Source organism: Roseateles chitinivorans (genome assembly GCF_050632235.1).
Lineage (GTDB): Bacteria > Pseudomonadota > Gammaproteobacteria > Burkholderiales > Burkholderiaceae_C > Roseateles > Roseateles chitinivorans_A.
The window spans coordinates 2090378-2104599 of record NZ_CP192584.1 but is presented as its reverse complement, the minus strand read 5'-3'; the positions used below and the strand labels follow the sequence as shown (position 1 = coordinate 2104599).

At 69.3% G+C, this 14222-nt stretch carries 13 protein-coding genes; 7 read left to right on the top strand and 6 right to left on the bottom strand.

All coding sequences use genetic code 11. The annotated features are described in order from the left end of the window. The first annotated feature begins 10 nt into the window (after positions 1 to 10). Positions 11 to 1525, top strand: coding sequence for an exopolyphosphatase (locus ACQ859_RS09465; RefSeq protein ID WP_431265564.1), 1515 nt, complete (start codon positions 11 to 13; stop codon positions 1523 to 1525). A 192-nt stretch (positions 1526 to 1717) separates the two neighbouring features. Here the strand turns inward: ACQ859_RS09465 and ppk1 are convergent, their stop codons facing one another. Beyond that, positions 1718 to 3778 carry a polyphosphate kinase 1 gene (gene ppk1, locus ACQ859_RS09460; protein ID WP_431265563.1) on the bottom strand — a complete coding sequence of 687 codons (2061 nt, stop codon included), beginning with the start codon at positions 3776 to 3778 and terminating at the stop codon, positions 1718 to 1720. Positions 3779 to 3929: 151 nt separating this feature from the next. After that, positions 3930 to 4790 carry a UDP-2,3-diacylglucosamine diphosphatase gene (locus ACQ859_RS09455; RefSeq protein WP_431265562.1) on the bottom strand — a complete coding sequence of 287 codons (861 nt, stop codon included), beginning with the start codon at positions 4788 to 4790 and terminating at the stop codon, positions 3930 to 3932. Between the two features lie 81 nt (positions 4791 to 4871). On the opposite strand from ACQ859_RS09455, the gene ACQ859_RS09450 reads away from it, so the two are divergent. Both ACQ859_RS09450 and recJ read left to right on the top strand, forming a co-directional pair. Continuing rightward, positions 4872 to 5804 carry a hypothetical protein gene (locus ACQ859_RS09450; RefSeq protein WP_431265561.1) on the top strand — a complete coding sequence of 311 codons (933 nt, stop codon included), beginning with the start codon at positions 4872 to 4874 and terminating at the stop codon, positions 5802 to 5804. Continuing rightward, positions 5801 to 7552: a single-stranded-DNA-specific exonuclease RecJ gene (gene recJ, locus ACQ859_RS09445; protein WP_431265560.1), complete on the top strand. Its 1752-nt coding sequence runs from the start codon at positions 5801 to 5803 to the stop codon at positions 7550 to 7552. Before ACQ859_RS09450 ends, recJ begins: the two co-directional genes overlap by 4 nt. 56 nt (positions 7553 to 7608) lie before the next feature. On the opposite strand, the gene trxC is transcribed toward recJ, so the two are convergent. Continuing rightward, positions 7609 to 8067, bottom strand: coding sequence for a thioredoxin TrxC (gene trxC, locus ACQ859_RS09440; RefSeq protein WP_431265559.1), 459 nt, complete (start codon positions 8065 to 8067; stop codon positions 7609 to 7611). Positions 8068 to 8229: 162 nt separating this feature from the next. On the opposite strand from trxC, the gene ACQ859_RS09435 reads away from it, so the two are divergent. The 4 genes from ACQ859_RS09435 (at position 8230) to ACQ859_RS09420 (ending at position 12412) form a co-directional block, all read left to right on the top strand. Continuing rightward, entirely contained in the window at positions 8230 to 8691 is a 462-nt protein-coding gene (locus ACQ859_RS09435; protein ID WP_431258784.1) for a host attachment protein, read from the top strand. 107 nt (positions 8692 to 8798) lie between these two features. Continuing rightward, on the top strand, positions 8799 to 10637 hold the full coding sequence (locus ACQ859_RS09430; protein ID WP_431265558.1) for a bifunctional diguanylate cyclase/phosphodiesterase: 1839 nt from the start codon (positions 8799 to 8801) through the stop codon (positions 10635 to 10637). Between the two features lie 110 nt (positions 10638 to 10747). Then, positions 10748 to 11614 (top strand): 3',5'-nucleoside bisphosphate phosphatase, encoded by an 867-nt coding sequence (locus ACQ859_RS09425; RefSeq protein WP_431266503.1) that lies wholly within the window; start codon positions 10748 to 10750, stop codon positions 11612 to 11614. Positions 11615 to 11761: 147 nt separating this feature from the next. Continuing rightward, entirely contained in the window at positions 11762 to 12412 is a 651-nt protein-coding gene (locus ACQ859_RS09420; RefSeq protein WP_431265557.1) for an L-threonylcarbamoyladenylate synthase, read from the top strand. Positions 12413 to 12517: 105 nt separating this feature from the next. Here the strand turns inward: ACQ859_RS09420 and ACQ859_RS09415 are convergent, their stop codons facing one another. From ACQ859_RS09415 to ACQ859_RS09405, 3 genes are read right to left on the bottom strand one after another with little or no spacing between them, the layout of a single operon-like run. Beyond that, positions 12518 to 12868 carry a RidA family protein gene (locus ACQ859_RS09415; RefSeq protein ID WP_431265556.1) on the bottom strand — a complete coding sequence of 117 codons (351 nt, stop codon included), beginning with the start codon at positions 12866 to 12868 and terminating at the stop codon, positions 12518 to 12520. After that, entirely contained in the window at positions 12865 to 13641 is a 777-nt protein-coding gene (gene plsY, locus ACQ859_RS09410) for a glycerol-3-phosphate 1-O-acyltransferase PlsY (RefSeq protein ID WP_431265555.1), read from the bottom strand. Before plsY ends, ACQ859_RS09415 begins: the two co-directional genes overlap by 4 nt. Before the next feature lie 6 nt (positions 13642 to 13647). Then, positions 13648 to 14151: an aminoacyl-tRNA deacylase gene (locus ACQ859_RS09405; RefSeq protein ID WP_431265554.1), complete on the bottom strand. Its 504-nt coding sequence runs from the start codon at positions 14149 to 14151 to the stop codon at positions 13648 to 13650. Positions 14152 to 14222: the final 71 nt, after the last annotated feature.

The following is a 14222-nucleotide window of genomic DNA, read 5'->3' as shown; positions in this document are numbered from 1 at the left end:
ATCGCGCCCCATGACGCAAGCGCAAGTTCCCCTGACCCTGGCCGCCATCGACATGGGCTCCAACAGCTTCCGTCTGGAACTCGCCCAGTTGCAGCACGGGCAGTACCGCCGCCTGGACTACCTGAAGGAAACGGTGCGCCTGGGCGCGGGCCTGGATGCGATGAGCATGCTGACCGAGGAAGCCACCGAGCGCGGCCTCGCCTGCCTGCGCCGCTTCGCGGAACGACTCTCAGGCCTGCCTGGCCGCCAGGTGCGCGCGGTCGCGACGCAGACCTTGCGCGAGGCTCGCAACCGCAACGCGTTCCTGGCGCGCGCGCAGGAAGTGCTGGGCCATCCGATCGAGGTGATCTCCGGCCGCGAGGAAGCCCGCCTGATCTACGCCGGCGTGGCCCGGCTGCAGACGGCCGAGGATCCGCGGCTGGTCATCGACATCGGCGGCCGCTCCACCGAGATGATCCTGGGCCGCGGCCCGCAGCCGGTGAGCACCGAATCCTTCCAGATCGGCAGCGTCAGCCTGTCGATGCGCTTCTTCCCGGACGGCCGCTTCACGGCCGAGGCCTTCCGCGCCGCGCAGGTCGCCGCGGGCGCTGAACTGGAAGAAGCCATCACGCAGTTCTCCCGCCAGTCGTCGCAGCCGCGCTGGCAGCAGGCACTGGGCTCGTCGGGCACCGTGGGCGCCGTCTCGCAGATCCTGGCCGCCAGCGGCGTGAGCCCGGACGGCTCCATCACCCTCGACGGCCTGCGCTGGTGCATCGAGCAGTGCCTGGCCGCCGGCCGGGTCGACGCGCTCAAGCTGCCCGGGCTGAAGGAAGACCGCCGCGCCGTCGTCGGCGGCGGCCTGTGCATCCTCTACACGCTGCTCACGCACTTCGACATCGACCGCCTGTATCCGGCGAAGGGCGCCCTGCGCCAGGGCGTCATCTTCGACCTCGCGGAACGCCTCGATCCGCGTCTGCTGGCCGCCGGCCGCGACATGCGCGAGCAGTCGGTCGCCGAACTGCAGCGCCGCTTCGCCGTCGACCGGGCCCAGGCCGGCCGCGTGCAATCGCTCGCGCAACGGCTGCACGCGCAGCTGTCACCCAAGGCCGAGGAAGAACACCGTCGCGAACTGTCCTGGGCCGCCGCCCTCCACGAGATCGGCATGATGGTCTCCCATCACGACCACCATCGCCACAGCGCCTACCTGCTGTCGCATGTCGACGCCCCGGGCTTCTCGCAGAACCAGTTGCGCCGCCTCGGCGACCTCGCGCTCGGGCAGCGCGGCGGGCTGCGCAAGCTGGAAGAGCAGTTGCAGGAAGAACCGATGGTCTGGCAGCTGCTCGCGCTCCGGCTCGCGGCCATCAAGTGCCACGCACGCACGAACGTCGATGCGGCCGATATCAAGATCCGCCGAGAAGGGATGGACGTCACCATCGAGATGCGCAAGGGCTGGGCCGACACCCACCCCCGGGCGCACTTCCTGCTCCGGGAGGAGCTGGAGGCCTGGGCCAAGGTGGGGAAGGTGCAGCTGGCGCTGGAGGACTGAAGAGCGAGCGCGACGGGCATGGCCCGGACCGGCGCCGGGCGTCGAGCGGGCGCCAACTCGCTCTGCTCACCTGCGGTTCGCGCCGCTCGGACAGACGGCGCCCCAGTCAGTTTTTTGAAGCTCGACTTCGTCGCCGGTCCGGGCCATGCCCGTCCACCGGGAACGAGGACTTCAGGGAGCGTCTGAGCGCCGTCAGAGCTCTTCGCGGTACAGGCGCATCAGCGCCTGCTGTGCGCAGACGCTGTTTGGGTTGTCTTCGGTGCCGATGCGCTGCGACGTGCCGTCCGGACCCAACTGCCACGCGTCCAGGCTGTCGTACAGATAGGGCGTGAGACCCTCGTCGATCACGCGTTGACGCAGCTTCGCGTCGGTGATCGGCCACGCGACCTCGATGCGTCTGAGCATGTTGCGCGCCATCCAGTCGGCGCTCGACAGGTACAGCGCCTCCTGCTCGTCCTTGCCCCAGCGGAAATAGAAGATCCGCGAGTGCTCGAGGAAACGGCCCACCACCGAGCGCACCAGGATGTTGTCCGTCTCGCCCGGCAGGCCCGGCGGCAGCATGCAGGCCCCCCGCACGATCAGGTCGATCTTCGCGCCGGCCTTGCCCGCCCGGATCAGGCCGTTGATCAGCTCGGCATCGGTCAGCGCGTTGATCTTCAGGACCACGCGCGCCGTCTCGCCGCGCTTCGCCGCTTCCTCGACCTGCGTCAGCAGCTCGCACATCGTGCGGTGCAGGTTGAACGGCGCGAGCAGCAGCTTCTTCGGCGCCTTGAACTTGGACAGCGACGCCAGCTGGCTGAACACCAGGTCCATGTCGGCCGTGATCTCGGCGTCCGCCGTCAGGTAGCCCAGGTCGGTGTAGAACCGCGCGGTCTTCGGGTTGTAGTTGCCGGTCGACAGATGCCCGTAGCGACGCAGCTTGCCGCCCTCGCGGCGCGTGATCAGCATCAGCTTCGCGTGCGTCTTCAGGCCGACGATGCCGTACACCACCTGCGCGCCGACGGCCTCCAGCCGCTCCGCCCAGTTGATGTTGGCCTCCTCGTCGAAACGCGCCTTCAGCTCGACGACCGCCAGCACTTCCTTGCCGCGGCGCGCCGCCTCGATCAGCAGGTCCGCCAGCACCGACTGGCTGCCGGTGCGGTAGATCGTCTGTTTGATCGCGAGCACGTCCGGATCCTCGACCGCCTCGCGCAGCAGCTGCACCACCGGATCGAAGCTCTCGAACGGGTGATGCAGCATCACGTCGCCCTTGGTCCGCAGCTTGTCGAAGATGGACTTGCCGCGCGGCAGCCGGCCCTTGGGCCAGCTCGGCTCGTAGGGCTGGAAGCGCAGGTCCTCCGCGTCGGTCTGGTCGATCAGCTCGTTCAGGCGCACCAGGTTGACCGGGCCGTTGACGCGGTACAGCGCCGCCTCGGGCAGGTCGAACTGCTCGAGCAGGAACCGCGACAGCTCCTCGGGGCAGGTGTTGACCACTTCCAGCCGCACCGCGCGGCCGAAGTGGCGCGTCGTCAGGCCGGAGCGCAGCGCGTGGCGCAGGTTGGCGATCTCTTCCTCGTCGACTTCCAGGTCCGAGTCGCGCGTGACGCGGAACTGGGAGAAGGCCTCGACATGCCGCCCTGGGAACAGCTCTTCCAGGTGGGCGCGGATGACGCTGGTCAGCAGCACGAAGCTCTGCTTGCCGCCGCTGATGGCCGCCGGCACCTTGATCACGCGCGGCAGCACACGCGGCACCTTGACGATGGCGATGCGGTTGTCGCGGCCCAGCGCGTCCTTGCCCGACAGCCGGGCGATGAAGTGCAGGGACTTGTTGCCGACCTGCGGGAACGGATGCGCCGGGTCCAGGCCCACCGGCACGAGCAGGGGACGCACTTCGCGCTCGAAGAACTTGGCGACCCACGCGCGCATCTCGTCGGTGCGGTCGGCGTGGTTCAGGATCTGGATGTTGTGCTCGCGCAGGGCGGGCATGACCTGGTCGTTGAAGATGGCGTACTGCTCGTCGATCAGGTCGTGGGCGGCGCGGCCGACGCGCTCGACGTCGCGCGGCGTCACCAGCCCGCTGCCGTCGCGCTGCATGTCCAGCATGTCGGCGAAGCGCACCTCGAAGAACTCGTCGAGGTTGCTGGACACGATGCAGATGTAGCGCAGCCGCTCCAGCAGCGGCACGTCGACGCGCTGGGCCTGGGCCAGGACGCGCCGGTTGAACTCGAGGATCGCGTTTTCGCGGTTGAGCAGCGGGACGTCGGGCAGAGTCATGAACTGATTCTATGAAGCTGGTGTGACAGCCCAATGACCCTCTTTCGGGCGGGTTCCGCACGGTTTCACCGACGTCGGGCCGTCCCGTCGGCGGACGACAGGCATCGTCGTCGAGCGGGCGGCGCGCGACGATGAAGCGAGGGAGGAGGCGTCAGGCCGGCTGGCGCATCGCCGCGGCCAGCGCTTCGGCAGTTCCCTGCTCCGCGAGCATCCGCTGGCGCTCGGCCCAGTCCAGGATCTCGAGATGGCCGTCCGGGTGCTCGACCAGCGCGGTGAGGCTCTCGACCCAGTCGCCGTCGTTGGCGTAGGTGATGCCGTCGATGTCGCGCAGCTCGGCGTGGTGGATGTGGCCGCAGACGACGCCCTGCACGCCGCGCTTGCGGGCCTCGCGGGCGAGCGCCTGCTCGAACTCGCCGATGAACGAGACCGCGCGCTTGACCTTGAGCTTCAGGTACTTGCTCAGGCTCCAGTACGGCAGGCCCATCCGGGCCCGCAGCGAGTTGAGGTGGCGGTTCAGCTTCAGCGTGAACTCATAGAGCGTGTCGCCCAGATGGGCCAGCCACTTGGCGTGCTGGATGACGCCGTCGAAGAGGTCGCCATGGGTGACCCAGAACTTGCGGCCGTCGGCCGTCTCGTGGATCCACTCCTGCGCGACCTCGATGCCGCCGAAGCTGTGCTGCAGGTACTTGCGGGCGAATTCGTCGTGGTTGCCGGGCACGTAGATCACGCGGGTGCCCTTGCGCGCCTTGCGCAGCAGCTTCTGGACGACGTCGTTGTGCTCCTGCGGCCAGTACCAGCTGCGGCGCAGCTGCCAGCCGTCGACGATGTCGCCGACGAGGAAGAGCTGTTCGCACTCCACCTCCCGCAGGAAGTCGAGCAGCGCCCGGGCCTGGCAACCCGGCGTGCCCAGGTGCAGATCGGAGATCCACACCGTGCGCACGCGGATGGATCCGCCGTCTTCGGGTTCCGCCGCCTCGGCCCCAGGCGGTTCGTTCGAAATCGCGGCGGCCATGAGCGTGTCGGTCAGCATGGCCCCACAGGTTGCCGACCCTGGATGAAAGCTTGATGACCGGACCCCCGATAATCCCCCGCCATGCACCTGATGATCCCCTTCGCCAGTTCGCTGGACCCTCATTTCGAGGGCGCCCTGCGCGAACTGGAGCTGCCGAACCTGAGTCGCCTGCTCGGGTTGCTGGCCCCGGTGGAGGATGTCGGCGACGCCGACGAGACCGCCCCGTTCCCCCCGCACGAACTCTTTCTGGCGCGCCGCCGCGGCGTCACCGACGACCATCCCCCGATCGCCGCGTGGCGCGTGCGCGCCGCCGGGCAGGATCCCGCCGGCGCCGCCTGGGCGCTGCTGACGCCCGCCCATTTCGCGATCGGCACCGAGGGCGTCACGGCGCTCGGCCCCGAGACGCTCGATCTGGACGATGCCGAATCGCGCGCCTTCCTCGATGCGCTGTCGGCCGCGCTGTTCCCCGCCGCCGAAGGCTGGCGGACCGCGTGGCTGTCCAGCGGCGAATGGGCGATCGCCCATGAGGATCTCGACGGCCTCGACGCCGCCAGCGCGGACCGCGTGCTCAACCGGGGCGTCGAGACCTGGTACCCGCGGGCCCGCCGCCTGCGCACGCTGCTCAACGAGGCGCAGATGCTGCTGCACGACCACCCGCTCAACCAGGCGCGCGAGCAACGCCGCCTGCGGCCGCTGAACGCCGTCTGGATCGGCGGCGGCGCCCGGGAGCGCGGTCATGCGCTGCCCGCCGACCTCGTGATCGACGACCGCCTGCGCGCGCCGATGCTGACCGGCGATCTCTACACCTGGAGCGAAGGCTGGAAGGCGCTGGACCAGGGGCCGATCGAGCAGGCGTTGAACGCCGCGCGCGCCGGCGAGCCGGTCTCGCTGACGCTGAGCGGCGAGCGGCTGGCGCGCACCTGGAGACGCCAGCCCGCGAGCAGCTGGCAGCGCCTGAAGGAAAAATTCTCGGCGCCAAGCGCGTCCGTCGCCACCGCCTTGGAGCCCCTGTGAGCAGCAGCCCTCGCCTCCTGACCCGCGACGTCCCGCCGGACTCCGCCCACGCGCTGCAGGAAGCCGGCTTCTCGCCGCTGCTGTCGCGCCTCTTCGCGGCACGCGGCGTCCTGTCGCGCGACGAACTCGACCCCGACCTGAAGCACCTGCTCCCGCCCGAGGGCCCGTTGGGCATGCTCGGCATCGACAAGGCCGCCGTGCTGCTGGCCGACGCGATCACCGCGGGCGAGCGCATCTGCATCGTCGCGGATTACGACTGCGACGGCGCCACCGCCTGCGCGGTGATGCTGCGCGGCCTGGCGTTGCTGGGCGCGCAGCCGGGCACGGTCAGCTACGTGGTGCCCGACCGGGCAGTGCACGGTTACGGCCTGACGCCGACCATCGTCGAGCTGGCGCTGAAGCATGAGCCCCAGCTGCTGGTGACGGTCGACAACGGCATCGCCAGCCACGCCGGCGTGGCCTTCGCGCGCGCACTGGGCCTGAAGGTCCTGGTCACGGACCATCACCTTCCCGCGGTCACCGCCGACGGCCAGCCGACCGTGCCCGATGCCGATGCCCTGGTGAATCCCAACCAGCCGGGCTGCCCCTTCCCCGGCAAGAGCCTGGCGGGTGTCGGCGTGGCGTTCTACGTGCTGACGGTGCTGCGCGGCGAGCTGCGCCGCCGCGGCGCCTTCGGTGAAAACCCGCCGCCGCGGCTCGACGGCCTGCTCGACCTGGTCGCGCTGGGCACCGTCGCCGACGTGGTGAGACTCGACGCCAACAATCGCCGCCTGGTGGCGCAAGGCCTGCGGCGGATGCGGGCCGGCCGCATGCAGCCGGGCGTGCAGGCGCTGTTCACCGCGGCGAGCCGCGACGCCTCGCGCGCCAACAGCTTCGACCTCGGCTTCGCGCTCGGTCCCCGCATCAACGCCGCCGGCCGCCTGGACGACATGACGCTGGGCATCACCTGCCTGACGACGAACGACAGCGAGCAGGCGCTGGCCCTCGCGCGCGAGCTCGACCGCATCAACCGCGAGCGCCGCGAGATCGAGGCCGGCATGCAGGAGCAGGCGCTCGCGCTGCTCGAACGCCTGATGACGGACCCGCGCCTGAACGGCGCGCCCCCGCCCGCGCTGGCGCTGTTCGACGCCGATTTCCACGAAGGCGTGGTCGGCATCGTGGCCTCGCGGATCAAGGACAGACTGCACCGCCCGGTGTTCGTCTTCGCCGAGGGCGCCGACGGCCAGCTCAAGGGATCGGGCCGATCGATCCCCGGCTTCCATCTGCGCGACGCGCTGGACCTCGTGTCCAAGCGTCATCCCGAGCTGCTGAAGAAATTCGGCGGCCATGCGATGGCGGCGGGCTGCACGCTGGGCCCCGGCGGCGTCGACGCCTTCCGCGCCGCCTTCGAGGACGTCGCCCGCGAGTGGCTGGACGAGGCCTCGCTCACCCGCACGCTGCGCACCGACGGTCCGTTGCCGCCGGAAGCCTTCTGCGCCGAGACGGTCCGGGAACTGGAGGCGCAGGTCTGGGGCCAGGCCTTCGAGGCACCGCTGTTCTGCGACCGCGTGCAGGTCGTGAACCAGCGCATCGTCGGCGAGCGCCACCTCAAGCTGCGCCTGCGCCAGGGCGCCTGGATCCGCGACGCCATCTGGTTCGGCCACACCGAGCAGTTGCCCGAGCAGGTGACGCTGGCCTACCGGCTCAGCCTCGACGAGTTCCAGGGGCAGCAGCGCGTGCAGATGGTCGTGGAGGCGATGGCCGAGTAGGTCGGCCGCGCGGATCCACTGCGCTGATCGACCGGTCCGATCAACGGAACGATCGATCAGCCGAGCAACTGCTGTCGAACCCACTCCACGATCGCCTGAGCCGGCATCGCGCCGGACTCGCGCGCAATTTCCTGCCCATCGAGGAACAGCAGCATCGTGGGAATGCTGCGGATGCCGTAGCGCGCGCTCTGCTGCGGCGCAGCCTCGGTGTCGAGCTTGACGAAGCGCACCTCGGGCAGCATCGCAGCGGCCTTCTCGAACTGCGGCGTCATCATCCGGCAGGGACCGCACCACTCTGCCCAGCAATCGACGACGACCGGCAACTCGGTGCCGGCGATGAACTTGTCGAACACTTCCGGCGTGAGATCCACGGCCTGCGCCTGCATCAGCGGCGTGCTGCAGCGCCCGCAATCGGGCGACTCGCTGAGCCGCTCGCGTGGCACACGGTTCTTGGCGCCGCAGGACGGGCAGACGATGTGGAGGCTGACGGCGGCAGTGGGGTGGTCGGTGGCCATGGCGGTCTCATGTCGAAGGAGCCGGTGCAATGTACCGGCGGGCAAGCCATGTTCCCTGCTCCTGGCTCGCTCATCGACGCTGTGGACCGCCCAGCGTCGGGCGGACCGAGGTACGGCGATTGCCTCCCTTCCCTCAACGAGAACTCTGTTGAAGGAACCAAGATGGCTGCATACAAGGACGATGGGAAGCTGTGGGTGCTGGTGGCCGACGAGGGCGTGGCGCGTCTGCTGAAGCTGCCGGAGGAAGGCGGCGACCTGGAGGACGTCACGACGCTGAGCGACGCCGCCGCCCATGCGAACAACGCCGACCTGCGCCGCGATGCCGAAGGCCGTCGCGGCAACAACGTGACCTCGTCGGCGGGTGTCGACGAATCGCACCAGGAAGCCATCAGCTTCGCCGCGCGTGTGGCCAAGACGCTGGACGACGGCTACAACAACGGCGAGGTGACGCAGCTGCGCGTCGTCGCCGCGCCGCGCTTCCTGGGCCTGCTGCGCAAGGCGCTGAGCCCGCAGATCGCCAAGATCGTCATCGACGAGACCAACGTCGACGTCGTCCACGAGAGCCTGGGCGCGCTGACGACGCGGCTGTTCCCCGAGCGGGACTTCAGCAAGCAGAAGCCGTGAGGTCCTTCACACCTGACCCCTGCTGTAACAGTTTGTCAAATCGATGACATAGAGGCCACCCAGAATGGGGACACCACACGGCGCACCGTCCGTCGTGGTGTCTCCCCATGCCGACCACCCATCTGCTTCCGCCCGACCCGCTCAGCATCGCCCTGTCCGCCATCATTCGCGACGGCGCTTTGGACATCCACTTCCAACCGCTGGTCGAGGTCGAACGCGCGAACATCCTCGGCTACGAAGCGCTGACGCGGGGGCCCGCAGACACTCCGCTGCACTCGCCGCTGGTGCTGTTCGAAACCGCCGCGCGGCTGGGCCGGCTCGTGGAACTGGAACGGATCGTCGTGCGCCGCGCGCTGCGCCGCTTCAAGGAACTCAACCTCCCCGGCCAGCTGTTCCTCAACCTGACCGCCGACACGCTGCAGGCCACCAGCGACCGCGGCACGCTGATCGCGCGCGAGTTCGCGCAGCTCGACCTGCCCGCGTCGCGCGTGGTGATCGAACTCACCGAGACGCGTCCCATCCTCGAACCCGAGCGGCTGCAGGACGCCATGCGCAGCCTGCGCGAACTGGGCTTCGTCGTCGCGCTGGATGACCTCGGCGAGGGCTTCGCCAGCCTGAAGCGCTGGATGGACATCCGGCCGGACTTCGTCAAGATCGACCGGCACTTCATCGACGGCATCGCGCAGGAACCGCTCAAGCAGCAGTTCGTGCGCTCGATCCTGGAGATGGCGGCCAGCTCCGGCTGCACCGTCGTCGCCGAAGGCCTCGAACAGCTGAGCGACCTCACCGTGCTGCGCCGCCTGGGCGTGCCGGTCTGCCAGGGCTACCTGCTCGCGCGTCCGAGCGCCGCGCCGCGTGCCGCGCTGCGAGCCGAGGTGGACGCGCTGCTCGCGCCCGAACACCGCCGCCGCAACGCCGACTGGATGCGGCTGCCGCCCGACGCGATCACGACGGCCGCGCAGCTGGCCCGCCGCAGCCACACGGTCACGCCCAAGCTCAACTGCCAGACGGTCGCGGACATGTTCCAGCGCGACGAGCAGTTGTTCTCGATGCCGGTGCTGGACGACTCGAACCGCCCGATCGGCATCCTGCGGTCGCTGCAGGTGCTCAAGCGCAGCGCGGAGCGCTACTTCATGGACATCCATGAGAAGCGCTCCTGCACTGCGCTGATGGATCCGCAGCCGCTGATCTTCGACGCCAGCACCTCGCTGCGCGAGATGAGCGACGCGATCTCCAGCCTGGACGACCGGCTGATGGTCGATGGCTTCATCGTCACCCGCAACGGCGAGTACTTCGGCACCGGCCGCAGCACCGACCTGCTCAAGGCCGTGTCCGACCTGCAGGTCCACAGCGCTCGCTATGCCAACCCGCTGACGCTGATGCCGGGCAACGTCCCGACCGACCAGCATCTGGACGCGCTGCTGCACGAGGCGCGCGAGTTCGTCGTCGTCGCGTGGGACATCGACCACTTCAAGCCGTTCAACGACGTCTACGGCTACGCCGCCGGGGACGACATCATCAAGCTCTGCGCGCAGATCCTGCAGGACGCCGCCGACCCCTCGGTGGACTTCGTCGGCCACATCGGCGGCGACGACTTCGTGATGGTGCTGGGCTCGCCCGACTGGACCGCCCGCGTCACCCGCGTCTGCCGCGAGTTCGACCGCCAGATCCGCCCCTTCTTCTCCGCCGAGCACCAGGCGCTGGGCGGCTACGTGACGCTGAACCGGCAGAACCAGGAATCCTTCAATCCGCTGCCGACGCTGAGCGCCGGCGTGATCCAGGTGCAGCCCGGCGCCTTCGACAGCGTCCGCGCGCTGTCCGCCGCGCTGGCCGAACCCAAGCACGTCGCCAAGTGCGGCACCGGGCCGAGCCGCTACTTCGTCGACCGCCGCCGATCCAGCACGGGCGTCACGGACATGGCGCCGCTCCTAGAATCGACGGGGTGAACACCCCTTCCCCCGTTTCGACGACGCCACCGGCTCCGCCGGCCTCTTCCGCCGCCAACGACGCGCCGCCGGCTCCCGCCGCCGTGCCCGGCGGCATCGGGCGGCCGGCGCTGCACGCGCAGACGAACGCGGATCTCCATTGCCACTCGACCGTCTCCGACGGCACGCTGGCGCCCGAGGCCCTGGCCGCGCGCGCCAAGGCCAACGGCGTCGAACTCTGGGCGCTGACGGACCACGACGAGGTCGGCGGCCAGTCGCGCGCGATGGCGGCGGCGAAGGCGGCCGGGCTGCCCTACCTGACCGGGGTCGAGATCTCGGTGACCTTCGCCGGCAAGGTCGTGCACATCGTGGGACTGGGCTTCGACCATGAAGACCCGCGCATGGCCGCCGGCCTGCGCGCCACGCGCGGTGGCCGCGGCGCACGGGCGAAGGAGATGTCGGACGATCTGGCCAAGGCCGGCATCCATGGCGCCTATGAAGGCGCGCTCAAGTTCGCCGGCAATCCGGAGCTGATCTCCCGTACCCATTTCGCGCGCTTCCTGGTGGAAACCGGCCAGTGCTCGGACGTGCCGGAGGTCTTCCGCCGCTACCTCACCGAAGGCAAGCCCGGCTTCGTGCCGCACCGCTGGGCGGCGCTGCGCGACGCGATCGGCTGGATCGTCGACGCAGGCGGTCTGGCCGTGATCGCGCACCCGGGCCGCTACGGCTTCACGCCGACCGAGGAATACGCGCTGATCACCGAGTTCATCGCCCACGGCGGACGCGGCATCGAAGTCGTCACCGGCAGCCACACCGCGGCGGACATGATCCAGTACACCGACACGGCGCTCGAATTCGACCTGCTCGCGTCGCGGGGCTCCGACTTCCACAGTCCGGAGGAAAGCCGCGTCGACGTCGGCAAACTCGACCAGCACCTCTCCGGCCGGTTGAAACCGGTGTGGGGCGCGCTCGAACACCGCATCCACTGGCCGGACTGATCCTCGCGGATCGCGGCCCCGGACGCTGCGGATGACGGCGGATCGTTTCGGATCGACCGGCATCCCGACCCCGCATCAACGGCATCATCCGCCGGCGCAGACCGGCTCCATGATCGGCCCGCACGCCGATTGCCCCAGGTGAGGACCATGGCCCAGATCTTCGAAGTCCATCCCGACAACCCGCAGCCCCGCTTCTTGCGCCAGGCGGCGCAGATCCTGAGCCAGGGCGGCATCGGCGCGATCCCGACGGACTCCAGCTACGCGCTGGTCTGCCAGCTCGACGACAAGGCCGCCGCCGAGGCGCTGCGCCGCATCCGCGGCGTCGACGACAAGCACCACATGACGCTGTTGTGCCGCGACCTCAGCGAGCTCGGCAGCTACGCGCGCGTCGACAACAAGCAGTACCGGATGATCAAGACGGCCACGCCGGGGCCGTTCACCTTCATCCTGGAGGCGACCAAGGAAGTGCCGCGGCGCCTGTCGCACCCGTCGCGCCGCACCATCGGCCTGCGCGTGCCGGACCACCGCGTCACGCAGGACCTGCTGGCGCTGATCGGCGGCCCGCTGCTGGCGACCACGCTGATCCCGCCCGGCGAGCACGAGCCGATCAACGACCCCGAAGAGATCACCGCCCGCTACGACAAGCTGATCCAGCTGATCATCGACGCCGGCGCCTGTCCGATGAAGCCGACCACGGTGGTCGACCTGACGGCGGAGCCGCCGGTGCTCGTGCGGCGAGGCTGCGGCGATCCGGCCTGCCTGGGCCTGGAACTCGAAGAGGCTGACGCCGACGAGTGAAGAGTGAATCGCGCGAGGCGATGAGACGCCCGTTCGAGGCCCCATGAAAAACGCCGGCACGAAGCCGGCGTTTTTTCTTGAAGAGGCCCGTGGCCTCGCCGAGGCTCAGACCGCCGCGGTGATCACGATCTCGATCTTCCACTCCGGCTTGGCCAGCTTGGCCTCGACCGTCGCGCGCGGCGGCGTGTGGCCGGCCGGCACCCAGGCGTCCCAGGCGGCGTTCATGCCGGCCAGGTCCTGGACGTCGGCGATGTAGAGCTGCGCGCGCAGGATCTTCGTCTTGTCGCTGCCGGCGCGGGCCAGCAGCTTGTCGATCATCGCCAGCACCTGTTCGGTCTGGCCCTTGACGTCGGCGGTGGCGTCTTCCGGAACCTGGCCGGCCAGGTAGACCACGCCGTTGTGGATGGCCATCTCGGAGAGACGCGCGCCGACGTCGAAGCGTTCGATGTTGCTCATTTGCTGTGCTGGTTGGGCTTGTTGGAAGGCTTGGAATTCAGCTTGGGGTCGCGCGGGGCATTGCCCTTGTGACCTCGCTTGTGCTCATGCCGGTGTGCGCGCGACTCTTCGTGTCGATGGGACTTGGCGACGGGCACGCCGGGGACCGGGGCCGACTTCTGGCCGAGCTTGCTCTCGGTCCCTGCCATCAACTTCTTGATGTTGGGCGCGTGACGCCAGATCAGCAGCAAGCTCATCAGCGCGATGGCCGGCAGCTCCGGACCGACGTCCCAGATCAGCATCTGCAGCAGCGGAGCGGCTACGGCGGCCGACAAGGACGCCAGCGACGAATAGCGGAACACCGCCGCCATCACGATCCACACGCCCAGCACGGACAGGCCGAGCCACGGGTTGATCGCGAGCAGCACGCCGGCCGCGGTGGCGACGCCCTTGCCGCCGATGAACTTGAAGAAGACCGGCCACAGGTGGCCGATGAAGGCCGCCAGGCCGACTAGCGCGGCTGTGCCCTCCTCCAGGCCGTACGGCGGGCCGAACTTCAGCACCAGCACGACGGGGATGTAGCCCTTGAGCGCGTCGAAGACCAGCGTCAGGATCGCCGCGGCCTTGTTGCCGGAGCGCAGCACGTTGGTGGCGCCCGGGTTGCCGCTGCCGTAGCTGCGCGGATCGGACAGGCCCATCAGCCGGCTGACGATCACCGCGAAGGACAGGGAGCCGATCAGATACCCGGCCAACACGGCCAACACGGCCAACAAGGGGAACAGGACACTTTGCATGGGGCGCTATTCTGCCCCGGACTTCAGCGCGCACTCGACCGGACGGGCCTCGAGCAGCTCCGTCAAAACCCGGGGTTCGATGCTGACGAGGTAACCGCGGCGCCCGCCGTTGATCAGGACCCGGGGCAGCGCCAGCACCGTGGACTCGACGAACACCGGCATCGCCTTGCGCGTCCCGAAGGGCGACGTGCCCCCGACGAGGTAGCCGCTGTGGCGCTGCGCGACGTCGGGCTTGCAGGGCTCGACCTTCTTGCAAGGGATCTGGCGGGCGAGTTCCTTCAGGCTGACGGTGCAGTCGCCGTGCATCAGCACGATCAGCGGCTGCGCCTTCTCGTCCTGCATCACCAGCGTCTTCACGACCTCGTGCTCGGGCACGCCGAGCTGCTTGGAGGACTCGCCGGTGCCGCCGTGATCGACGTAGTCGTAGACATGTTCCCCGAACGCGATCTTGTGCTGGCGCAGCATCTGCGTCGCCAGCGTCTCGCTGACATGGGCGGATTTCTTGCTCATGGCGCGATTCTCCGCGCTGGCCGCGCCAGGTGCTTGTACGAGCTTGCTGCGCGCCGCACCTGCCGCAGGTG

Bases quoted from the DNA above. Each gene is read 5' to 3' on its own strand.
- ACQ859_RS09430 (WP_431265558.1), top strand. From the start codon at position 8,799: ATGCCGACCACCCATCTGCTTCCGCCCGACCCGCTCAGCATCGCCCTG.
- ACQ859_RS09455 (WP_431265562.1), bottom strand. From the start codon at position 4,790: ATGGCCGCCGCGATTTCGAACGAACCGCCTGGGGCCGAGGCGGCGGAA.
- ACQ859_RS09405 (WP_431265554.1), bottom strand. From the start codon at position 14,151: ATGAGCAAGAAATCCGCCCATGTCAGCGAGACGCTGGCGACGCAGATG.
- ACQ859_RS09450 (WP_431265561.1), top strand. From the start codon at position 4,872: ATGCACCTGATGATCCCCTTCGCCAGTTCGCTGGACCCTCATTTCGAG.
- plsY (WP_431265555.1), bottom strand. From the start codon at position 13,641: ATGCAAAGTGTCCTGTTCCCCTTGTTGGCCGTGTTGGCCGTGTTGGCC.
- ACQ859_RS09415 (WP_431265556.1), bottom strand. From the start codon at position 12,868: ATGAGCAACATCGAACGCTTCGACGTCGGCGCGCGTCTCTCCGAGATG.
- ACQ859_RS09435 (WP_431258784.1), top strand. From the start codon at position 8,230: ATGGCTGCATACAAGGACGATGGGAAGCTGTGGGTGCTGGTGGCCGAC.
- ppk1 (WP_431265563.1), bottom strand. From the start codon at position 3,778: ATGACTCTGCCCGACGTCCCGCTGCTCAACCGCGAAAACGCGATCCTC.
- trxC (WP_431265559.1), bottom strand. From the start codon at position 8,067: ATGGCCACCGACCACCCCACTGCCGCCGTCAGCCTCCACATCGTCTGC.
- ACQ859_RS09465 (WP_431265564.1), top strand. From the start codon at position 11: ATGACGCAAGCGCAAGTTCCCCTGACCCTGGCCGCCATCGACATGGGC.
- ACQ859_RS09420 (WP_431265557.1), top strand. From the start codon at position 11,762: ATGGCCCAGATCTTCGAAGTCCATCCCGACAACCCGCAGCCCCGCTTC.